At 63.6% G+C, this 22,131-nt stretch carries 17 protein-coding genes; 8 read left to right on the top strand and 9 right to left on the bottom strand.

From position 1 onward, the window contains the following. Positions 1-50: 50 nt before the first annotated feature. From ACT9T4_RS22690 to ACT9T4_RS22700, 3 genes are all read left to right on the top strand, one after another. Positions 51-1,328: an NAD(P)/FAD-dependent oxidoreductase gene (locus tag ACT9T4_RS22690; protein ID WP_179538766.1), complete on the top strand. Its 1,278-nt coding sequence runs from the start codon at positions 51-53 to the stop codon at positions 1,326-1,328. A gap of 51 nt (positions 1,329-1,379) precedes the next feature. Beyond that, a complete protein-coding gene (locus ACT9T4_RS22695; protein WP_499119063.1) occupies positions 1,380-2,135 on the top strand; it encodes a gamma-glutamyl-gamma-aminobutyrate hydrolase family protein in 756 nt (251 codons plus the stop codon). Between the two features lie 66 nt (positions 2,136-2,201). Continuing rightward, on the top strand, positions 2,202-3,731 hold the full coding sequence (locus ACT9T4_RS22700) for an APC family permease (protein WP_499119065.1): 1,530 nt from the start codon (positions 2,202-2,204) through the stop codon (positions 3,729-3,731). A gap of 70 nt (positions 3,732-3,801) precedes the next feature. Here the strand turns inward: ACT9T4_RS22700 and leuA are convergent, their stop codons facing one another. Together leuA and ACT9T4_RS22710 are read right to left on the bottom strand one after the other, a co-directional pair. After that, positions 3,802-5,478: a 2-isopropylmalate synthase gene (gene leuA, locus ACT9T4_RS22705; protein WP_499119067.1), complete on the bottom strand. Its 1,677-nt coding sequence runs from the start codon at positions 5,476-5,478 to the stop codon at positions 3,802-3,804. A 335-nt stretch (positions 5,479-5,813) separates the two neighbouring features. Next, positions 5,814-7,064, bottom strand: a complete 1,251-nt coding sequence (locus ACT9T4_RS22710) for a mechanosensitive ion channel family protein (RefSeq protein ID WP_042551948.1) — start codon at positions 7,062-7,064, stop codon at positions 5,814-5,816. Between the two features lie 170 nt (positions 7,065-7,234). Here ACT9T4_RS22710 and ACT9T4_RS22715 point away from each other — a divergent pair, with 170 nt between their 5' ends. Beyond that, positions 7,235-7,642, top strand: a complete 408-nt coding sequence (locus tag ACT9T4_RS22715; RefSeq protein ID WP_499119068.1) for a DUF6491 family protein — start codon at positions 7,235-7,237, stop codon at positions 7,640-7,642. 61 nt (positions 7,643-7,703) lie between these two features. On the opposite strand, the gene ACT9T4_RS22720 is transcribed toward ACT9T4_RS22715, so the two are convergent. The 6 genes from ACT9T4_RS22720 to xseA all read right to left on the bottom strand — a co-directional run bounded on the left by ACT9T4_RS22720 (position 7,704) and on the right by xseA (position 15,142). Further along, entirely contained in the window at positions 7,704-10,184 is a 2,481-nt protein-coding gene (locus ACT9T4_RS22720) for a TonB-dependent siderophore receptor (RefSeq protein ID WP_499119070.1), read from the bottom strand. Positions 10,185-10,333: 149 nt separating this feature from the next. Further along, positions 10,334-11,305: a FecR domain-containing protein gene (locus ACT9T4_RS22725; protein WP_499119071.1), complete on the bottom strand. Its 972-nt coding sequence runs from the start codon at positions 11,303-11,305 to the stop codon at positions 10,334-10,336. After that, positions 11,302-11,820, bottom strand: coding sequence for a sigma-70 family RNA polymerase sigma factor (locus ACT9T4_RS22730; protein WP_042551944.1), 519 nt, complete (start codon positions 11,818-11,820; stop codon positions 11,302-11,304). Before ACT9T4_RS22730 ends, ACT9T4_RS22725 begins: the two co-directional genes overlap by 4 nt. A 175-nt stretch (positions 11,821-11,995) precedes the next feature. After that, positions 11,996-12,664 carry a glutathione S-transferase gene (locus tag ACT9T4_RS22735; RefSeq protein WP_179538762.1) on the bottom strand — a complete coding sequence of 223 codons (669 nt, stop codon included), beginning with the start codon at positions 12,662-12,664 and terminating at the stop codon, positions 11,996-11,998. A gap of 101 nt (positions 12,665-12,765) precedes the next feature. Beyond that, a complete protein-coding gene (locus ACT9T4_RS22740; RefSeq protein ID WP_499119074.1) occupies positions 12,766-13,587 on the bottom strand; it encodes a peptidoglycan DD-metalloendopeptidase family protein in 822 nt (273 codons plus the stop codon). 175 nt (positions 13,588-13,762) lie between these two features. After that, positions 13,763-15,142 (bottom strand): exodeoxyribonuclease VII large subunit, encoded by a 1,380-nt coding sequence (gene xseA / locus ACT9T4_RS22745; RefSeq protein ID WP_042552067.1) that lies wholly within the window; start codon positions 15,140-15,142, stop codon positions 13,763-13,765. A 183-nt stretch (positions 15,143-15,325) separates the two neighbouring features. Here xseA and ACT9T4_RS22750 point away from each other — a divergent pair, with 183 nt between their 5' ends. Both ACT9T4_RS22750 and ACT9T4_RS22755 read left to right on the top strand, forming a co-directional pair. Continuing rightward, positions 15,326-16,078, top strand: a complete 753-nt coding sequence (locus ACT9T4_RS22750) for a response regulator transcription factor (RefSeq protein ID WP_042551941.1) — start codon at positions 15,326-15,328, stop codon at positions 16,076-16,078. A 29-nt stretch (positions 16,079-16,107) separates the two neighbouring features. Further along, positions 16,108-17,433 (top strand): ATP-binding protein, encoded by a 1,326-nt coding sequence (locus ACT9T4_RS22755; protein ID WP_499119079.1) that lies wholly within the window; start codon positions 16,108-16,110, stop codon positions 17,431-17,433. 644 nt (positions 17,434-18,077) lie between these two features. Here the strand turns inward: ACT9T4_RS22755 and ACT9T4_RS22760 are convergent. Further along, on the bottom strand, positions 18,078-18,974 hold the full coding sequence (locus ACT9T4_RS22760) for a LysR family transcriptional regulator (protein ID WP_042551939.1): 897 nt from the start codon (positions 18,972-18,974) through the stop codon (positions 18,078-18,080). 181 nt (positions 18,975-19,155) lie between these two features. Between ACT9T4_RS22760 and ACT9T4_RS22765 the strand changes: the two genes are divergently transcribed. After that, positions 19,156-20,184, top strand: a complete 1,029-nt coding sequence (locus tag ACT9T4_RS22765) for an SDR family oxidoreductase (RefSeq protein ID WP_499119081.1) — start codon at positions 19,156-19,158, stop codon at positions 20,182-20,184. A gap of 22 nt (positions 20,185-20,206) precedes the next feature. After that, positions 20,207-21,544, top strand: coding sequence for an NTP/NDP exchange transporter (locus ACT9T4_RS22770; RefSeq protein ID WP_499119076.1), 1,338 nt, complete (start codon positions 20,207-20,209; stop codon positions 21,542-21,544). The last annotated feature ends 587 nt before the right edge of the window (positions 21,545-22,131 follow it).

Genomic DNA, 22,131 nt, shown 5'->3' on the forward strand with positions numbered 1-22,131 from the left:
ATGGGATGGCTATGCGGAGCGGAAACTTTGGAGTTCCTAGGGAGTTTCACATGACTCAACACGTCGACAGTTACTACGCCGCCTCGCGCAATCCGCGAGTCGATTACCCCGCGCTCGGCGAATCCGTCGAGACGGATGTCTGCGTCATCGGCGCCGGTTATACCGGCCTGTCCACGGCGCTGTTCCTGCTCGAGCATGGTTTTCGCGTGATCGTGCTGGAAGCCGCCAAGGTCGGCTTCGGCGCCTCGGGGCGCAACGGTGGGCAGATCGTCAACAGCTACAGCCGCGATATCGACGTCATCGAACGCCAGGTCGGCGCACGCCAGGCACAGCTGCTCGGCGAGATGGCCTTCGAAGGCGGGCGCATCATCCGTGAGCGGGTCGCCAAGTACGGCATCCAGTGCGACCTGAAGGATGGTGGCGTGTTCGCCGCCATCACCGACAAGCAGATGGGCCATCTCGAGTCGCAGAAGAAGCTGTGGGAGCGCTACGGCCATACCCAGCTGGAGCTGATGGACGAGCGCCGCATTCGCGAAGTGGTCGGCACCGAGCGCTATGTCGGCGGCATGCTGGACATGAGCGGCGGTCATATCCATCCGCTCAACCTGGCTTTGGGTGAGGCCGCTGCGGTGGCATCCCTGGGCGGTGCGATCTACGAGCAGAGCCCGGCGACCCGCATCGACCGTGGCCCGCAGCCGGTGGTGCACACACCGAACGGGCAGGTGAAGGCCAGGTTCGTGGTGGTGGCGGGCAACGCCTACCTGGGCGGGCTGATGCCGGAACTGGCAGCCAAATCCATGCCCTGCGGCACTCAGGTGCTGACCACCGAGCCGCTGTCGGACGAGCTGGCCCATAGTCTGTTGCCGCAGGATTACTGCGTGGAAGACTGCAACTACCTGCTCGACTACTACCGCCTCAGCGCCGACAAGCGCCTGATCTACGGCGGCGGCGTGGTCTACGGCGCCCGCGACCCGGCGGACATCGAAGCGATCATCCGACCCAAGCTGCTCAAGACCTTCCCGCAGCTCAAGGACGTGAAGATCGATTACACCTGGACCGGCAACTTCCTGCTGACCCTGTCGCGCCTGCCGCAGGTCGGTCGCATCGGCGACAACATCTACTACTCCCAGGGGTGCAGTGGCCATGGCGTGACCTACACGCACCTGGCCGGCAAGGTGCTGGCCGAAGCACTGCGCGGCCAAGCCGAGCGTTTCGACGCGTTCGCCGGCCTGCCGCATTACCCGTTCCCAGGCGGGCAGCTGCTGCGGGTGCCGTTCACGGCCCTGGGCGCCGTTTATTACCAGTTGCGCGATCGCCTCGGTATCTGATGCTGCGCCTGCCGACGTGATCCGTCGGCAGGCTTTTCCGGAGAGAACAACATGACCCGCATGCCCCTGATCGGCGTTACTGCCTGCCGGCAGCAACTTGGCAAGTACGATTCGCACACCGTCGGCGACAAATACGTCGAGGCCGCGGCTTACGCCGGCCTGCCGCTGGTACTGCCAGCGCGCAGCACGCCGAGCGATCCGCATCAACTGCTCGCGCAACTGGACGGCATCCTGTTCACCGGTTCGCCTTCCAACGTCGAGCCCCGTCATTACCAGGGCACGCCGAGCATCGAGGGTACTCAGCACGATCCTCGTCGCGATGCCAATACCTTGCCGCTGCTGCGCCTGGCGATCGAGAAGGGCGTGCCGGTGTTCTGCATCTGCCGCGGCTTCCAGGAACTCAACGTGACCCTTGGCGGCACCCTGCACCAGCGGGTCCAGGACCTGCCGGGTTATCTGGACCATCGCGAGCCGCAGAGCGAATCGGTCGCCGAGCAGTACGCGCCACAGCATGCGGTCACCGTGCAGCCGGGCGGAGCGTTCGAGCGCATCGGCTTGCCGTCGCAGTTTCAGGTCAACTCCCTGCACAGCCAGGGCATCGACCGTCTGGCCGATAGTCTGCGCATCGAGGCCCAGGCGCCCGATGGCCTGGTCGAGGCGGTGTCGATACCGGGCTCAGCGGGCTTCCTGATCGGCGTGCAGTGGCACCCGGAGTGGCGGTTCACCGAAAACCCCGAGTCGCTGAAGCTGTTCCAGGCCTTTCGCGATGCCTGCCAGGTGTATGCGAAGACCCGCCAAACACGCTGAATCCGCCTGAACCCTGCCGGGTTCGAGGCGCTCTGACGAACAATTCTAAAATGATGGCAGAGGCTTATGAGTGAATCATCGACCGTTCAGGGAAGCCCGCTAGCGGCCACCGGAGCCTCTTCCAAGGGGCTGGCGCAAGGCAAGGTCGGGCTGCTGGCCTGCGTGGTGTTGGGCATTTCCACCATCGCGCCGGTCTATACGCTGACCGGCGCCCTCGGCCCCACCGTCCGCGAAGTCGGTGTTTACCTGCCGGCGGTATTCATCGTCGGTTTCCTGCCGATGCTGCTGGTGGCGCTGGGTTACCGGGAGCTCAACGCTGCCGAACCGGACAGCGGCACCTCGTTCACCTGGTCGGCACGGGCCTTCGGACCGATGATCGGCTGGATCGGTGGTTGGGGGCTGGTTACCGCCACGACCATCGTGCTTTCCAATCTGGCGGGCATCGCGGTGGACTTCTTCTACCTGTTTCTCGCCCAGTTGACCGGGCTGGATTGGCTGGCGAGTCTTACCCAGAACCTGCTGGTGAACATCGTCACCTGCTGCATCTTCATCGCCATGGCCGTGTGGGTCTGTTGCCGGGGCATCGGCATGACCATGGGTGTGCAGTACACGCTGGTGGCCCTGCAACTGGTGGTGCTGATCGGTTTTGCGCTGGCCGCCTTCGCCGCTGCGCCAGACAGCTCGCCAGTGGTCTTCCATCCCGAGTGGTTCAACCCGTTCAACATCGACTCGTTCTCTGCCTTCGCAGCGGGTCTGTCGCTGTCGATCTTCATCTTCTGGGGCTGGGATGTCTGCCTGACGGTCAGCGAAGAGTCGGTGGGCAGCGAGAAGGTGCCTGGGCGCGCGGCGACCATCACCGTGCTGCTGATCCTCGCCCTCTACCTGTTCACCGCGGCGGCTACCCTGCAGTTCGCCGGCACCGGCGATACCGGTCTGGGCCTGGGCAATGCGCAGATCCAGGAAAACGTCTTCGCCCACCTGGCTGGCCCGGTCATGGGGCCGCTGGCGATCCTGATGTCCATCGCGGTACTGGCGAGCACGGCGGCGTCGCTGCAATCCACCTTCATTTCACCGGCGCGTACGTTGCTGGCGATGGGGTATTACCGCGCGGTGCCGAAGCGCTTCGCCAGCGTGCATCCGCTTTCGCAGACGCCACGTTACGCGACCATCGCTGCGGGCATCGCCACGGCGGTGTTCTACGTGACCATGCGCACCCTCAGCGAGAACGTGCTGGCCGACACCATCACCGCCCTGGGCATGATGATTTGCTTCTACTACGCGCTGACCGCCTTCGCCTGCGTGTGGTATTTCCGCCACAGCCTGTTCGACAGCGTGCGCCACTTCTTCATGCGTGGGCTGTGCCCGTTGCTGGGGGCGGTGATGCTGTCGATCATCTTCTGGCAGACCACCTTCGACAGCATGTCACCCGACTTCGGCAGCGGCTCGCACATCGCCGGCCTCGGCCTGGTGTTCGTGATCGCCGTGGTGATTCTGCTGCTCGGCCTGGTGCTGATGTTCATCGCCCGCTGGCAGTCCCCGGCATTCTTCCTCGGCAACACCCTGCAGCGGCAGGTGAAACCGGCCAAAGCGCAATAGGCCACAGAACCATCACTCCAGAAACGACAAAGGGACGCCAGGCGTCCCTTTGTGCATTGGCGGCCGAGCGTCAGGCTGCCTGGGTTTTCCCTTCGGCCTGGCGAATGGCGCGGTTGAGTGCGCTGAACAGGGCGCGGAAGCTCGCGGTGGTGATGTTCTCGTCGATACCGATGCCGTGCAGTGGACGTTGGCCGTCGAGACGGATCTCGATGTAGCAGGCCGCCTTGGCGTTGGCGCCACCGCCGATGGCGTGCTCGTGGTAGTCCATGATTTCCACCGCCAACGGTACGCTCGACACCAGGGCTTCCAGTGCACCCTTGCCAGCACCGCTCCAGCGTTGCACGGCGCCGTCCACCTGCACTTGCACCTCGACGTTGCTGTCGCCGTTCTCTTCCTGCAGGCGATGGCCTTTCAGCTCATAAGGCGCCTTGGCTTGCAGGTACTCGCGCTCGAGCAGGCCGTGAATCTGTCCGGCCGTCATTTCCAGGCCCAGGCGATCGGTCTCGCCCTGAACCACCTGGCTGAACTCGATCTGCATGCGACGCGGCAGGTTGATGCCATATTCCTGCTCGAGCAGGAAGGTGATGCCACCTTTGCCGGACTGGCTGTTGACGCGAATCACCGCTTCGTAATCGCGGCCGATGTCGGCCGGGTCGATTGGCAGGTACGGGACTTCCCAGATCTGGCCTTCCTTCTGCTGGGCGAAGCCCTTGCGGATGGCGTCCTGGTGAGAGCCGGAGAAGGCGGTGTGCACCAGGTCACCGACATAGGGGTGACGCGGGTGCACCGGAATCTGGTTGCAGTCTTCGACCACCTTGCGCACGGCGTCGATGTCGGAGAAGTCCAGTTGCGGGTCGATGCCCTGGGTGTAGAGGTTCAGCGCCACGGTCACCAGGCAGACGTTGCCGGTGCGCTCGCCGTTGCCGAACAGGCAGCCTTCGACACGGTCGGCGCCCGCCATCAGGCCCAGCTCGGTAGCAGCCACACCCGTGCCACGGTCGTTGTGGGTGTGCAGGCTGATCAGCACGCTGTCGCGCTTGTCGACGTGCCGCCCGAACCACTCGATCTGGTCGGCGTAGTTGTTCGGCGTGGCGTTCTCGATGGTGGCCGGCAGGTTGAGGATCAGCTTGTTCGCCGGGGTTGGCTGGAACACGTCGATCACCGCGTTGCACACCTCGACGGCGAAGTCGATTTCGGTGGAGCTGAATACTTCAGGCGAGTACTCGAAACCCCACGCGGTTTCCGGTGCGGCCTCGGCCAGGCGCTTGATGGTGGTACCGGCCGCCACGGCGATGGCCTTGACGCCAGCCTTGTCCTGGTTGAAGACGATCTTGCGGAAGCTTGGCGCGCAGGCGTTGTAGTAGTGAACGATGGCCTTCTTGGCGCCCTTGAGCGATTCGAAGGTGCGCTCGATAAGGTCGTCGCGAGCCTGGGTCAGTACCTGGATGGTGACGTCATCCGGGATGTGGCCGCCTTCGATCAGTTCGCGCACGAAGTCGAAATCGGTCTGCGAGGCGGACGGGAAGCCCACTTCGATTTCCTTCAGGCCCACGGCGAGCAGGCACTTGAAGAAGCGCATCTTCTTCTCGGCATCCATCGGCTCGATCAGCGACTGGTTGCCATCGCGCAGGTCGGTGGACAGCCAGATCGGCGCCTGGTCGATGATCTTGTCCGGCCAGGTGCGATCCGGAATGTTGATCGGGGTGAAGGCGCGGTACTTGTTCGAGGGGTCTTTGAGCATGCTCATGGAAAATTCCTGAAGACGAAGGCCGGCAACGGCCGAACTGAAAACAAAAAGATGAAGAGGGATAAGCGGGGAGCGGGTTTGCCGACGTGCTTGGGCGCCAACAGACCCTAGCGCAGTCGCTGGGCGACCAGGCAGAGATTGGCGTGTTGCCGGAGGAGGATGAGGGTTTGCGAGACATTCATGTGGCTAACCCTAACCAGTGAGGGGAAAGCTGGCAAGCCTGTCTGGGAAATTGGTGAAAACCACCAAGGTACGACCCTTGGTGGTTTTTTATTGCGCTATCTGTGTTTTTTCAGCTGCTGCATTGCGTACCATGAGCAGGTGCGTCTTGCTGCTCAGTTTCCGGCATCGAGTACCGGACGCAGCTCGCGCATGTCGGCACCGCTCGGGTGCTGGAACACGCGTAGACCGAATTCCGGGAGGATCGCCAGCAGGTGATCGAAGATATCCGACTGATAGCCCTCGTACGGCACCCAGGCCACGGTGTTGGTGAAGCAGTAGAGCTCCAGCGGCAGGCCGTCGGCGGTGGGCTGCAACTGACGGACGATCTGCGTCATGTTCTGGTTGATGCCCGGGTGCTGACGCAGGTAATGCTCGACGTAAGCACGGAAGGTACCGAGGTTGGTGACCCGGCGTGTGTTGGCCGGCTCCTGGGCGGCCTCGGCCAGCTCGGTGTTCCAGCTCAGCAATTCGCTCTGCTTGCTGCTCAGGTATTGGCCGAGCAGCAGGAAGCGCTGCAGGTGAGCGATTTCGTCGGGGCTGAGAAAACGTACGCTGGTCTGGTCCAGATAGATGCTGCGCTTGATGCGACGGCCACCGGACTCCTGCATGCCGCGCCAGTTCTTGAACGGATCGCTGATGAAGCGCTTGGTCGGGATGGTGGTGATGGTCTTGTCCCAGTTCTGCACCTTGACGGTGTGCAGGGCGATGTCGATCACGTCGCCGTCGGCATTGAGCTGAGGCATCTCGATCCAGTCGCCGACACGGACGATATCGCTGGAGGAGATTTGTACGCTGGCCACCAGCGACAGCAGGGTGTCCTGGAAAATCAGCATCAGTACCGCAGCCATGGCTCCGAGACCGGAGAGCAGGATCAGCGGCGAGCGGTCGATCAGCGTCGCGACCATCAGAATCGCGGCGATGGCGTAGATGACGATGGTGACGACCTGGATGTAGCCCTTGACCGGCTTCAGGTGCGCATTCGGTCGGCGCTGGTAGAGGGTGTTGACCAGATTCAGCACGCCGCCGATGGCCAGGGCGATGGTCAGGATGATGAAGGCGCTGCAGACGTTGTTCACCACCGTGACCGCGGCAGCGGGCAGATGCGGGACCACCTTGATGCCACTGGCGAGGATCATCGCCGGCACGATGTTGGCCAGGCGTCGCACGACATGGGAGTCGGCCAGGGCCTTGTCCTGACCGACCGTGGTCGAGCGCAGTACCCGATAGAGGCCGCGCACGAGGATGCGCTTGACGATCCAGTTGGCGATCCAGGCGCCGAGGATCAGCAGGCTCAGGCTGATCAGGGTGTGCAGTTCGGGGTAGTTTTTCAGCCATTCGAGAGTGGCGTCGTAATGCTCTTTCATCGCGTTCCTCAGCTTTCAGTCAAACCCGCTGCGAGAGAGTGCCCTTGTGCAGCGGCGGCGTACCTTAGCAAAAGCGGATCACGATCAGGCGTTTCTGTCAGGTTTGTTCAATATTGAAGTGGCTGCGGCTATGCTCGACGCTGAGTCGACACCTCTCCAGGAACTCTCGTATGTCCCGAATCGGCTGTGGCGCTATCACGCTGCTGACGCTCCTGCTCGGTGCCTGTGCGCAATCGCCGGCGCGAGATGAAAATCTGCCGTTGGAGCAACGCCTGGCCAGCCTCGGCTACCGGCAGGGCGAAGTGGTGGATGCGCTGCAGCGCTTCGATATCGACGGATGGCAGTACCTGGACAAGACCCACATCATCCTCGGTGACGGGCCCGGACGATCCTATCTGGTCACCTTCTCGCGACCGTGCCGCAACCTGAACGTCAGCAATGGTCTGGGGTTCAGCACGACCGTGGGATTGCTGACACGCCTGGACCGCATCGTATCGAGCGACGGCAGCGGCTTTGCCGAACACTGCCTGATTGGCGAACTGCATAGTCTGGAAAAGGTGCCCAAACCGGACAAGTGACTCCGTAAGTACGGCTGCCAGGTGAGCCGCTCCCCTACCAGGGCACGAGAGCGGAGGGCGATCAGAACTCGCCGCGCAGGGTCACGGCGAAGTTGCGGGGTTCGCCGTAGTAGTAGTTGGCGCCGGTTACGCCAATCTTCTCGTAGTAATACTTGTCGAAAACGTTGTTGGCGTTGAGTTGTGCCGAGTAGTGCTCGTTGAAGCGGTAAGCGAGCATGGCGTTATACACCGCATAGCCTCCCTGTTCGGCACGGGCGGTTCTCGCTGTATTGGTTGCATAGGTGTCGCTTTGGGTCTGAACGCCGCCGCCTACCGTCCAGTTGGACAGTTGGCCCGGCAACTTGTACGAGGTGAACAGACGCATGAGGTGTTTGGGGTCGGTGGTGCGAAGGGCATTTCCGGTATTGGCGGCGCTATCCTTGAGATACTCGCTGGTGGTGTAAGTGTATCCGCCTGTGACTTGCCAGCCCGGCGCCACCTCGCCAGAAATTTCCAGTTCGACGCCTTCACTACGGCTTTTGCCCGATGCGCTCATGCAGGAACCCTGTGCAAACGTGGGCTGACAGGTAATGCCATTTGCGAGAGCTTCGGCGTCCTGCAGGCCTTTGCCTATGAGGTTGGTACGAAACACCGCGATGGAGCTGTTCAGGCGTCCTTCATAGAATTCGCCCTTCAGCCCAAGTTCGTAGACTTCACCCGTCATGGGCTCAAGCAGAGAACCCGAGGTGTCGTAGCTGGTTTGTGGCGCGAATATTTCGGTATAGCTGGTATAGGCACTGATGTTTGCGGTCAGGTCGTAGATCAGCGCGGCGTAGGGGACGACCTCTTGGGTGACCTTGTAGTCGCCCGTTGTGCTGTTCTGGTTATCGAAGTCGTACCAGTTCAACCGTGCGCCGATGATGGCATTCAGCGGGTCGGCCAGCGACAGGTTCAAGCTCGCGTAGGTGGCTTTCTGAGTCGTGATGGTATGCGCCTGAGGATTCACCGTCGGGTTGATACGGTCTTTGTTGACCGTCGACGGATTCCAATTGCGTACATCCACCCCGCGGGCGTTATAGCCCCACACGGACTCATTGCCGATGGCGTCCGCTTCGTTCCATTCCGCGCCGGCGGTGAGTCGATGTTCACGCCCGAGCACGTTGAATGGGCCATCCAGCACGGCCCCGAGGTTGCTGTAGTTGGTTCTGCCACCACCATCGCTGAAATTGTAGTTGACGTCCCACAGGTAAGGGTTGGTAGCGCCCACCGTTCTTGCCAGCGAGGTCTGCTGGAAACCGTGATCCTTGTAGGCGAGACGGCTGCGATTACCGTTCAGTTTGAGATTCCAGCCGCTGTCGAAGGCATGCTCGAGTTCGATGAAGGTATGTGCGTTGGTACGGTCCCAGCGTGCCCAGTTCGCGCCCAGAAAGGTCGAGCGCGAGAACGGCAATGGCGAACCATCGAAGTCAGGCACCAGGCCACCCCAGGCACCCGTTGCATCCATTTCCGTGTATTCGAAACCACCTGTCAGCGTGGTTCTGTCGGTGAGGTCTGCTGCCAGCACGGTATAGAGCACGTTCTTGCGCTCCATGCGTGCGTCCTGAAAGAAGTCCTTGTCGCTGTGCACCGCAATGACTCGTCCACGGATGGCGCCGCCCTCGGTCAATGGGCCGGAGATATCGGCGGTGTAGCGGTTCGCTTCCCAAGAGCCCGCCGTGTAACTCGCTGACCCCTGGAAGTCGCGTGTCGGGCGTTTGCGCACCATGTTCACGGTGCCGGACGGGTTGCCGGAGCCACGTAGCATGCCGCTGGCGCCACGCAGCACCTCCACGTGATCGAGCGTGGCGACATCCGGCTGGATGAAGTTGCCATTGCGCGAATCGATGTTCAGGGTGGCACCGTCGAACTGCAGGGCGTCTATCTGGTAGCCCCGGGAGTAGTAGTTCACCCGCTCGCTATCGGTCTGGTCGACTACCACGCCAGGTGTCTGCTCAAGCATCTCCTTGAGGTTGGTCAGGTTCTGATCCTTCATGCGCTGTTCGGTCAGTACCGTCACCGACTGCGGGGTGCGGCGCAGCGACTGCGGCGTCTTGCCGATGCTGACCGCCCCGGTGGTGTACGAGCCACTGCCTTCGGTCGTGCCGCCCAGGCCGGTGCTGCTGATTGCTGTCGCGCCCAGCTCCATGGCGCTGCCGACGTCCAGGCGTTGGCTGAGAATGAAGCTGCCATTGTCCTGGTTCAGGGCTTCCATATCGCTGCCTTGCAGCAACTGGTTCAGCCCTTCATGTGCCTCGTATTCGCCTTGCAGGCCCGGCGAGTTCTTGCCGGCGGTTTGCTGCGGGGTCGTGGCCAGGGTGATCCCGGCGGTACGGGCGAACTGGTTGAGGGCATCGGCCAGCGGGCCGGCAGCAATCGAATAACGCTTAACGCTGGCGGTGCTACCGGGCTCGTCCGCCAGCAGGGTGGCTGGGGCAGCGGCGAAGCCCAGAGCTGCCCCGAACAGGGCGTGGCGCAGGGCACGATTGAGCGGGGTGAGGCGGGCGGCGTTTAAGCGTGGTTGCATGGGGCTCACTGTCGACGGAACGGCTATGAATAGGAATGGTTCTGATTCCTTGCCGAACCGTGTCGGAAAAGCCGACAGTTTTTTCCAACTTTTTTCAGCGCGAGAACGACGCTCTTTTCAGCCTGCACGCAGATGCGAGGTGGCTGGCGTCAGGCCGCTTCCACCCGAACCCACCAGCGCGTCATGTACTGCACGCGAATCGGCAGGGTCTGCGCCATGACCCGCAACAGTTCATCCGTATCGCCGAGACGGAACACGCCGGACAGGCGCAGATCGGCAACGCTGCGGGTGTAGCCGAGATGACCGTTGCGGTAACGGCCGACCTCGTCGAGAAAATCCTGCAAACGCATGTCGCGGGTGATGATCAGCCCCTCGCGCCAGGCGGAGGGGTCCATATCGTCACGCTCGAACGCTGAAGCGCGGCCATCGGCGACCCGGTAACGATTTCCGGAAGTGGCCAGAAAGGTGGGCAGCCCGGCCACCGCGACCTGACCCTGTTCGACATGCAGGTTGATACCGCCATCACGCATGCGCAGGCCGAAGCGGGTGGCCGGCTCGGCTCCCGCCTGGGCCTCGAACGATCCGTACGGGGTACTGACTCGCAAGGGACGCTGGCTGTTGGCTGTGCAGCTGACGAACAGTTCGCCCTGACGCAGGACGATCAGGCGCTGTCTGTCGTCGAGGCGTACATCCACGGCGGTGTCGGTGTTGAGGTCGAGTTCGTCACCGTGGCCGAGGGCCAGGTGGCGATGTTCGCCCACGGCGGTTGCCTGGTCCGCCAGTAGCGGCTGGACGATGGACAGATCCTTGGCCAGCCAGGCACTGCCACCTGCCACGGCAGTCAGCGACAGCAGCTTGAGTGCCTGTCGACGGCGCAGACGCATGGCCGAGTTTTCCAGCGTATCGACGGTGCCTGCCGGCAGGGTCCGCAGATCCTGGCTCAACTCGGCATGCATGCCGCTGACCCGCTGCCAGGCGCGTTCGTGGCCGGCATCCTCGCGTCGCCACTGCTCGCACTGGCGACGCAGCGCGGGGGCGTCGTCCTGCTGCAGGCGCATCAGCCAGCCGATCGCCTGCTTGACCCGGCGTGCTTCGGCATCCTTGTTGGTCAGGTCGCTCATGCATCTTCGCCATAGCGCAGCAGATAGCAGTGATACAGCGCGTCGGCGATATAGCGCTCTACGGAGCGAACCGATACACCCAGACGCTCGGCGATTTCCCGGTACGACAGGCCTTCGCACTGGGCAAGCAGAAAGGCGGTGCGAACCCGGGGTTTGAGGCCGTCGAGCATCAACGCGATGCGTTCGAGCAGCTCCAGCACCAACTCCCGGGATTCCGGCGAGGGCGCTTCCGCGTCCGAAAGGTGCGCGATGCTCTCCAGCCAGGCGCGCTGCAGCTCTTCACGGCGCCAGTGATCGATCACCAGGCCGCGGGCGACGGTACGCAGAAACGCGCGGGGCGTATCGATGGCGCTCAGGTCGCAGCGCTGGATGACCCGCACAAAGGTATCGTGGGCGAAATCCGCGGCATCGCTGGCATTGCCGAGGCGGCCGCGCAACCACGTCTTCAGCCAACCATGATGGTCGCTGTAGAGAGTGTGGATGACGGTGCGCTGAGGTGAGTCGAGGGCTGACATGAAGAGCCAGGAGTGAGTCTGATAATTCCTCGCATTGTCATTCCCGCGGCGGTTCTTTGCAATGCCGCGGGTTGCCAGATGATAAGCGGCACCCATCAATCACCCAGGTCAGGCGGGTTCGGTTCGACCCTGATTCCGACTGCCTGCACTACCCCGAGCCGCCGACCGGCGTGCCTCAGTTGGCGTAGGCGTATTCTCCGCCTCGTTGCAGGGCGCGTTGGTAGGCGGGGCGGGCATGGATACGTTCGAGGAAAGCCTTCAGCCGAGGGCGGCTGGCATCCAGCCCGCCTCGCGAAGTGGCCGCCTCCAGTGGAAAGCTCATCTGGATATCGGCCACGCTGAATTGCTCACCGGCGAACCAGGTGCTCTTGCCAAGCTCGCCTTCCAGATAGTCCAGATGCAGTTTCAATTGTGGGTTGATCAGCAGGTTCTTGACCTTCTGCGCAATGCCGCGGGCGACGGGTTTGACGAAGAATGGCATGGGGCTGTTTTCCACCTTGTCGAATACCAGCTTGAGCAGCAGAGGCGGCATCGCCGAGCCTTCCGCATAATGCAGCCAGTAGTTGCAGCGCAGACGCTCGGGGCTGTCTGCTGGCGGTAACAGGGCCGGGCCATGACGGTTGGCCAGGTAGTCGATGATGGCGCCGGACTCGGCCAGGGTCAGGTCGCCGTCGGTAACCACCGGCGACTTGCCCAAGGGGTGCACGGCGCGCAGCTCCGGCGGGGCCAGCATGGTCTTGGAGTCGCGCTCGTAGCGCTTGATCTGATACTCCACGCCCAGTTCTTCGAGCAGCCAGAGGATGCGCTGCGAGCGCGAATTGTTCAGGTGATGGACGGTGATCATCGTGGCTCCTGGTCGTGAGGGGGCGATAGCCATCCATGAAGCGCTGCGTTCAGGGCGATCAGCCAGTGATCGCCACTCTACACGTCAATGCCCGGCGCTGGCTAAGGCTTGAACGCACCAATGAAGATCGCCGGATCGACCCGTGCATCGTTGAGGCTGACGTTCCAGTGCAGGTGCGGCCCGGTGGCGCGTCCGGTGGCGCCGACCTTGCCGAGCACGCCGCCGCGGGGTAGCTCGTCGCCGACCTTCACGCCGACCTCCGACAGGTGGCAGAACATGCTGATCAGGCCCTGGCCGTGGTCGACGAAAACGGTCTTGCCGTTGAAGAAGTAGTCGCCCACCAGAATCACCTTGCCGGCCGCGGGTGCCTTGATCGGTGTGCCGCGATTGGCGGCGAAGTCCAGCCCGGAGTGCGGGTTGCGCTCCTCGCCATTGAAGAACCGGCGCAGCCCGAAGGGGCTCGACAGCGGGCCGTTGACCGGCTTGTCGAACATCAGGTTGCTCGGTTGCCGTGGGCTGAACTGCTGGTAGGCACGGGTCTGCTCGGCCAGTTCCCGCTCGATGCGCGCGAGGTTCTTGGCGTTGGGGTTGACCTGCTGCTGGTTCTTGATGGTGATGCGCTGCTCGACGTAGGTCTTGCTGCCCACCTGAAAGCTCAGACGCTGGCCGCCCGTTTCGATCTGCTGGGTGCCGGGTTTGACGCTCAACGGAATGCCGACGATGGCGATCCAGCGCTGCTGATCTTCATGCACCACCAAGACCGGCTTGCCCTGGTAGGTGGCGCTGGGTGCACTGGCCGAGGCACCGAGGTCGACCACGGCGACGCCACCCGGTACCGGCTTGTTCAGCAGGCGGCTGATGAAGCCTTCGGCGTGAGCGGGCAGGGCGAGACAGAGGGTGAGCAGCAACAGCAGGGAGCGCATTGATTTTCCTTTTTTATCGAGGCTTGAGAGGGGCTCTTTCAGGGTGAGGGGCGTTCTGCGAAACCGCGATACGGCCACCAATCGCCTTCAAGGGCCAGGCGCCCCGGACTTCCACGTGAGTTTTCGGCAACCTGTAGGAGCCCGCTTGCGGGCGATGCGAGCGTGGCCATGATCTTCAGTCCAGCAGCGAAAGCGTGACGGGCGCGACATGATTGTCCTCGACGCGTACGTCCAGCTCGCCTTCACCAAGGCGCGCCTTGAGGCGCTGCCCCGGTTGGGTGGCGGCAGCGCTGCGGATGGCCTGGCCACGGTCGTCGAGCAGGATGCTGTAACCGCGTCCGAGGGTCGCCAGGGGGCTGACCACGTGGAGCGTCTGCATCTGACTCTGCAGCAGCAGGCGGCGGGCCTTGAGGCCTTCCTTCATGGCCCTAGGCAGACGTTCGGCGAGGCTGTCGAGACGCTGGCGCAGCAGCTTGAGGTGACGTCCCGGATGCTGCCCGGCCAGGCGCGCCTGCAACTGCGCGAGCTTGTGGGCACGCTGATTGACCTGATGCGTATAGGCACGGCGCAGACGCATGTCGAGATCGTCGAGGCGCTGGGCTTGCTGACGCAGCCGTTCGCCGGGATGGCGCATGCGCCGGGTAAGGCCCTCGAGGCGCATGCGTTCACGGGCCAGGCGGCCGTTGATGGCCAGGGTCAGACGGCGTTGCAGCACCGTGACCCGCTGCACCAGGTCATCGCTATGGGGCGCCAGCAGTTCCGCCGCGGCTGACGGCGTGGGAGCGCGCACGTCGGCGACGAAATCGCTGATCGACACATCGGTTTCATGACCGACCGCACTGACGATGGGCGTGACGCAGGCGTCCACGGCGCGTGCCACGGCTTCTTCGTTGAAGCACCAGAGATCCTCCAGCGAGCCGCCGCCACGGGCGAGGATCAGCGCATCGAAGCCCTGGGCGTCAGCCAGCTTCAAGGCCCGAACGATCTGTGCCGTGGCCTCGCGGCCCTGTACGGCGGTGGGGATCAGGCTCAGTTCGACCTGCGGAGCACGGCGACGAAACACGCTGATGATGTCGCGGATCACTGCGCCGGTGGGCGAGCTGATGATGCCGATACGCCGCGGGTGAGCCGGCAGAGGGCGCTTGCGTTCGGCGGCGAACAGGCCTTCTGCACCGAGCTTCTCCTTCAAGGCCTCGAAGGCCAGGCGCAGGGCACCGTCACCGGCCGGCTCCACGGCGTCGAGAATCAGCTGATAGTCGCCACGGCCCTCGAACAGCGAGACCTTGCCGCGCACCTTGACCGCCAGACCATCACGCAGCGCCTGGCGTACCCGTGCGGCGTTCTGCCGGAACAGCGCACAGCGCACCTGAGCCTGGCTGTCCTTGAGGGTGAAGTAGACATGCCCGGAGGCTGGCCGTGCGAGGTTGGAAATCTCCCCCTCGACCCAGATGCCGCCGAAGACATCTTCGAGCAGCAGGCGCGCACGGTTGTTGAGCTGGCTGACGCTGAGCACCTCGCGGTCGAGGTTCAGACGTTGAAACGGGTCTTTGATCATGGACGGCATCATAAGCCGAGGCGCGTGTGGCCGAAACCGTGCGTCATCAAATGAAGCAGATACGCCAGCCTGCGACGCGACGCCGCTGCAGTTGCAGCGGGCTCTGGCGTATCATCGGCATGCAAATGATAATCCTCCGCACAGACGGCCTGTTGGTTCAGGCTGCGACTGCCCCGAGCCATCATGAATCCGACTTCTCCACTCTCCGCACCGCGCGTTCTGGTGGTCGACGACCATCGCAAGATTCGCGAGCCGCTGGCCGTTTATCTGCGCAAGCACGCCTTCGACGTGCGTACCGCGGAGAGCGCCGAGGGCATGTGGCAGTTGCTCGACGCCCAGCGGTTCGACGTGGTGGTGCTGGATGTGATGCTGCCGGACGGCGATGGCTTCGAGCTGTGCAGCCGCCTGCACCGGCGCAACGGCGTGCCGGTGATACTGCTGACCGCCCGCGATACCACCCGCGACCGCATCCGTGGGCTGGACCTGGGCGCCGATGATTACCTGACCAAACCCTTCGAACCCCGGGAGCTGGTGGCGCGCATCAACAGCGTGCTGCGTCGGCGCGGCCCGCTCAGCGCCGAGCCTGCGCTGTTCGAACCGACGCCGCAGCCGCTGCTGCGCCATTACCAGTTCGCCGGCCTGGCGTTCGCCAGCGGCAGTGGCAGCCTGAGCGACAGCAGCGGGCAGTCGACCCGTCTGAGCACGGCGGAAGCGCGTTTGCTGCAGGTCTTTCTCGACCATCCGAACCAGGTACTGGATCGCGCCCGACTGATCGACCTGACGGCTCGCCCGGACAGCGATGTGTTCGATCGCACCATCGACCGCCAGGTCAGCCGCCTGCGCCGCAAACTGATCGACAGCGCCGGCTGTGAGGACCTGCTGCGCACCGTATGGGGCGGCGGCTACATGCTGGTCGCGGAGGTGACGCGCTCATGAGGTGGCTGGCGCGCCTGTGGCCGCAGCGTTTGATTCATCAATTGGCGGTGTTGCTGATCCTCGCGCTTCTGGCTTCCCACGGCATTGCCGTCCTGCTGCTGCAGCGCACCGGCGCGCTGGTGCATCCGCTGTCCCGTGCCCAGGTACTGGAGCGTCTGGGTACCGCTTACCACGCGGCCGTGGAATTGAATCAGGACGATGGCGAGCGCCTGTTGATATCGATGGGCGGCGTCGAGGCGCGCTTCTGGATCGCCGCCGAGGCGGATGTCCCCAGTTTCGAGATGCACCCGGAAGAGCTACGCCTGACCGCCGAGTTGGCCAAGGAGCTGCAGGCCCAAGCAGGCCTGATCCACATGCAGCTCGAACGCATCGGCGGCGGGCCCGCGCGCGAAGACGTGCTTAGCCCTGCCGGCTGGGAGCCGTTACGCCTGCGCAGCAGTATCAGGCTGCCGTCGGGGCGGTACCTCAATGCCCTGCAGCATCCATCCGGTGCCTATGAATGGAGCCGCCTGCTGGCATATGCCTTGCCGGTGAGCATCGTGCCGATTCTGTTGATCCTGCTGTTTTTCATGGCCCGGGTGGTGCGCCCGTTCAGGACGCTGGCCGCGGCCACCGAACGCATCAGCCGGGGCGAGCGCATCGCCCCCCTGTCGCTGTCGGGCCCGCGCGAGGCTCAGGAGCTGAGCCGAGCCTTCAACCTGATGCAGGAGCGCCTGGCTCGCCATGTGGAGGGGCGCACGCGAATGCTCGCAGCGCTGAGCCACGACCTCAATACACCCTTGACCGAGCTGCGCTTGCAGCTCGAACTGCTCGATGACGGCCCCTTGCGCGAGGACCTGCTCGACAGCCTCGACGAGCTCCGCGCGATGGTCGCCGAGACGCTGGACTTCATCCGCGACGATGCCGTGCAGGAACCGACGGTGCGCCTGTCGTTGACCGCGCTGCTCGATGACCTGGCGCGACGTTATCGCACCTTGGGGCAACCGGTCAGTTGGCAGAGCGGGCCCGAGGTCTTCTGTCGTTGCCGACCGTTGGCGCTCAAACGCGCGCTTACCAACCTGATCGACAACGCCCTGCAGCATGGTGGGGATGCCGTGATCAGCTTGGGGCTTACCGCAACGGGCGAGATAAGCCTGGAGGTCCTCGATCATGGGCCGGGCATTGATCCCGCGCGACTGGAGCAGGTGTTCGAGCCGTTCGTGCAGTTGAATGCGGAGAACGGCGCGAGCGGGCTAGGGCTCGGCCTGGCCATAGCGCGTGCGTGCGTGCAGGCCCACGGTGGTGAACTGACCCTGGAAAACCGCCCGCCCACTGGCCTCTGCGCGGTAGTGCGTTTGCCGGTCGGGGGCCCTTGAGTTGCGCCGCCCGGCAGTGCTCCTATCGTTCCTCACGCTTCGCGTGGAATGCCTGCGCAGGACGCTCAGCCCGTAGGGTGGGCTTCAGCCCACCACCACAACGGCCACAGCCCGAAGCACTGAACCGCATGTTCTGAACCTACAGCCAACATCGGCGTTGAATGGCTTTGGTGGGCTAAAGCGCCACCCTACGGTTGATGCCTCTGGGAGTAGGGTGGGCTTCAGCCCACCACCCAAAGCGCCCACAGCCCGAAGCACTGAACCGCATGCTCTGAAACTCCAGCCACCATGGCATTGAATGGCTTTGGTGGGCTAAAGCCCCACCCTACGGTTCATGCCTCTGGGAGTACGGTGGGCTTCAGCCCACCACCACAACGGCCACAGCCCGAAGCACTGAACCGCATGTTCTGAACCTACAGCCAACATCGGTGTTGAATGGCTTTGGTGGGCTAAAGCGCCACCCTACGGTTGATGCCCCTGGGGGTAGGGTGGGCTTCAGCCCACCAAATCCAAGCGCTCAACCCTCCGATCGTTCCTCACGCTCCGTGTGGGAATGCCTGCGTAGGACGCTCTGCGTCCAATCCGGGTGCAGTGGCGGGCGCGGAGCGCCCAGGGCCGAATTCCCACGCGGAGCGTGGGAGCGATCAAACTGTTTCGGCCTTGAGAAAATCCACGAATGCTCTGAGCGGCGAGGGCACGTGGCGGCGGTCGTTGTAATACAGGTAGGGGCCATCGAATGCCTGCCACCAGTCCTCCAGTACCGGTATCAGTGCTCCCTGTGCGAACAGTGGGCCGAGGTATTCCTCGAAGGTGTAGATGAGGCCAACGCCACCGATGGCGGCACCCACTTCAAGATCCTGGGACGAGGAGAGCAGCGGGCCCTGTGGCGGTACGCGCACGATGGCGCCGTCTTTTTCGAACTCCCAAACACCCAGCTTGCCGCTCTCGAAACGATGGCCGATCAGGCGATGCTCGAGCAGGTCGCGGGGATGTAGCGGCATACCGTTTTTCTCCAGATAAGCAGGCGATGCGGCTGCCACGAAGCGCTGCCGACGAGGCCCGATGGGTACCGCGATCATGTCTTTGGCGACACTTTCTTCGTAGCGCACTCCCGCGTCGTAGCCGGCAGCGATCACGTCGATGAAGGTGTTGTCCATCGTCACTTCCACGCTCACGCCGGGATAGCGCTCCAGAAAAGTGGGGATCAGCTGCGGCAGCACGAAGCGGGCAATCGGCACCGGGACATTGAGGCGCAGCGTGCCGACCGGGTGTCGCGCATCGTTATCGAGGTCGCTGAAGGCAGCGCCTATCTCGTCGAGGGCAGGGCGCAGCCGCTCCAGCAGGCGAGCACCGACTTCCGTCGGAAATACGCTGCGAGTGGTGCGGTTGAGCAACCTGACGCCCAAGTCGCTCTCCAACCGGCGCACGCAATCGCTGATCGATGACGCCGACATGCCGCGTTTCTGCGCCGCCACCCGGAAGCCGCCGGCTTCCACGACCGCTGCAAACAGGGCGACATCCGTCAGGTTGGGCTGGCGCATGGCCGAACTCCAGAAAGGAAAACTGGATTGTACGAATGGGCGTACATAGCGTCCATTTTTGTGCGGCTTATCACCGGTAATTCAACGGTGAACAATGCCTCACGTCGACGTGCCGCCTTGCCGCGGTCCGTCAGATCATTCCCTACGTGAGGATCGAACCATGACAGACACAACCCTGCAGATGGACCCCACAAACGCTGCCAGCGCGGCCTGGCGCAAAGGCCTGGCAACCATCGGTCTGGCCCTGAGTTGCGTGCTGGAATCCGGCGTGTCCAGTGCCCAGAGTCAGCCGAAGCCTGACTGGAGCCTGTCGGATATGCCATCGCAGAGCGGGCGTATCTTTCTGGTCACCGGTGGCACCAGCGGCATGGGTTATGAGGATGCCAAGGCGCTTGCAGCGGCTGGTGCCGAGGTGGTGATTGCCGCACGCAATCCACAGCGCGGCAAGGAAACCATCGCTCGCATCAAGCAGGAAGTCCGTGGTGCCCAGGTGCAGTTCGAAGCGGTCGACCTGGCTGACCTGGCGTCGGTCAAGGCGTTGGGCGAACGCCTCAATGCCACCTTGCCGCGCCTCGATGGGCTGATCAACAACGCCGCGGTAATGGCGCCGCCAGAACGTGGCACGTCGGCCGATGGCTTCGAGCTGCAATTGGCCACCAACTATCTTGGGCATTTCGCGTTGACCGGCCATGTGCTGCCGCTGTTGCGCAAGAGCAGCTCGCCTCGGGTCATCACGCTCTCCAGCATCGCGGTCGCACGGGGCAGCATCAACTTCGAGGACCTGCAATCCGAGCAGGCCTACAACCCCTATGCGTCCTACGCGCAGTCCAAGCTGGCCGTGCTGATGTGGGCTTTCGAGCTGCAGCGCCGCAGCCAGGCGCAGGGGTGGGGTATCCAGAGCATCGCCGCGCACCCGGGGGTTGCCGTAACCGAGCTGATCAAGCGCGGCCCTGGCCTGGAAAGCGACTTCGGACGTGACTGGGCCAAGGATCGTGAGCGCTACCACTCCGCTGCCCAGGGGGCATTGCCGACCCTGTACGCGGCCACCGCGCCAGACGCGCAGGGCGGTGCCTACTATGGGCCAATCGGCGAAGAGGAGAAGCGCGGGCCGCTTGGCCTGGCCAGCGTGCCAGCCGCGGCGAAGGACATCGACGCAGCGGCTCGTCTGTGGCAGGTTGCCGAGCGGTTGACCGGTGTCAGCTACCGTTGAGCCTCGTGGCAGGAGTGTCATCATGCTCTCAGCAACCCTGACGCAGCGTCTCGGCGCTGCCATCAACGCCGAACGCCACGAACTGAATCCCGCGCTTGCGGGGTTCGCCCTGTTTTTCTGTCTGCTCTCCGGCTATTTCATGCTGCGGCCCATCCGCGAGTCGATGGGCATCATGGCCGGTATCGAGAACCTGCAATGGCTGTTCACCGCCACCTTTGTGGTCATGCTGGTGGCTGTGCCGTCGTTCGCCTGGCTCAGCTCTCGGGTGCCGCGTATCCACTTCGTGGATTGGGTCTACGGGTTCTTTTGCGTGAACCTGCTGGCATTCGCCGGGCTGTTTCAGCTCGGTGACGACAACGTCTGGCTGGCGCGGGTGTTCTACGTGTGGATCTCGGTCTACAACCTGTTCGTGGTGTCGGTGGCCTGGAGCCTGATGGCCGATGTGTTCGACGGGCACCAGGCCAAGCGGTTGTTCGCCTTCATCGCGGCCGGCGCCAGTGTCGGCGGCCTGGTCGGGCCGGCCATGAGCGCGCTGCTGGTCGGCATCGTCGGCCAGTCCGGCTTGGTCCTGCTGGCGGGTGTACTGCTCGGCATCGCCCTGGCGCTCAAGGCGCCGTTGATGCGCTGGCGGGAAGTCGGCGGCGCTGGCAGGCCGGGCGCTGCATCGACCGAGAGCACTCGCAAGCCGGTGACGGGGAATCCATTCAGTGGTCTGACGCGGGTCCTGCAATCACCTTATCTGCTGGCGATTGCCGGATTCGTGGTGCTGCTCGCGACCGTGACGACCTTTCTGTACTTCGAGCAGGCGCGCCTGGTGGCCGAACGCTTTCCCGACCGCGAGTCGCAGATCCGGGTATTCGGCATCATCGATGTGGTCGTGCAGGCCGGTGCCTTGCTGTCGCAGGTGTTCATCACCGGGCGCATCGCGCAGAAAATGGGCGTGCGCATGCTGCTGGCGATCGTGCCGATATTGGTCTGCGTTGGCTTTATCGGGCTTGCCCTGGCGCCGACGTTCGCCATGCTGGCAGCGCTGATGGTCGTCAGGCGCATCGGTGAGTACGCCTTCGTCAGGCCCGGCCGGGAAATGCTCTTCGCACCGCTGGATGCCGAGAGCAAGTACAAGGCGAAGGGGTTTATCGACACGGTCGTCTACCGGGCAGGTGACGCAATCAGTGGCTGGTTGAAGAGTGGCCTGGACATGCTCGGCCAGGGTGCGGTGCTGGTGGCGACCGTGGGTGCGCTCTGCGCATTGGTATGGGGAGTGCTCGGCTGGTACCTGGGTAAGCAGGCCGACAAGATGAGCACGCGCGCCACGCCGGAGGCGAAAGAGGGGACGAGGGTGGTGCTGGCCAGTCACTAGTGATCGTTCCTCACGCTCCGCGTGGGAATGCCTTTGCAGGACGCTCCGCGTCCAACTCAGGTGCGGTAGCGGGCGCGGAGCGCCCAGGGCTGCGTTCCTACGCGGAGCGTGGGAACGATCGAATAGCCAGCCACCATCGGCGTTGAATGCCTTTGGTGGGCTAAAGCCCCACCCTACGGTTCATGCCCCTGGGGAGTAGGGTGGGCTTCAGCCCACCACCTCGATCGTTCCTCACGCTCCGCATGGGAATAATTTCGCAGGACGCTCTGCGTCCGACTCAGGTGCGGTAGCGGGCGCGGAGCGGTTCCTACGCGGAGCGTGGGAATGATCGAATAGCCAGCCACCATCGGCGTTGAATGGCTTTGGTGGGCTAAAGCCCCACCCTACGGTTCATGCCTCTGGGGAGTAGGGTGGGCTTCAGCCCACCACATCGATCGTTCCTCACGCTCCGCGTGGGAGTGATTTTGCAGGACGCTCTGCGTCCGACTCAGGTGCGGTAGCGGGCGCTCCGCGTGGGAATGATCGAATAGCCAGCCACCATCGGCGTTGAATGGCTTTGGTGGGCTAAAGCCCCACCCTACGGTTCA

This window comes from Pseudomonas sp. SZ40 (assembly GCF_052958135.1).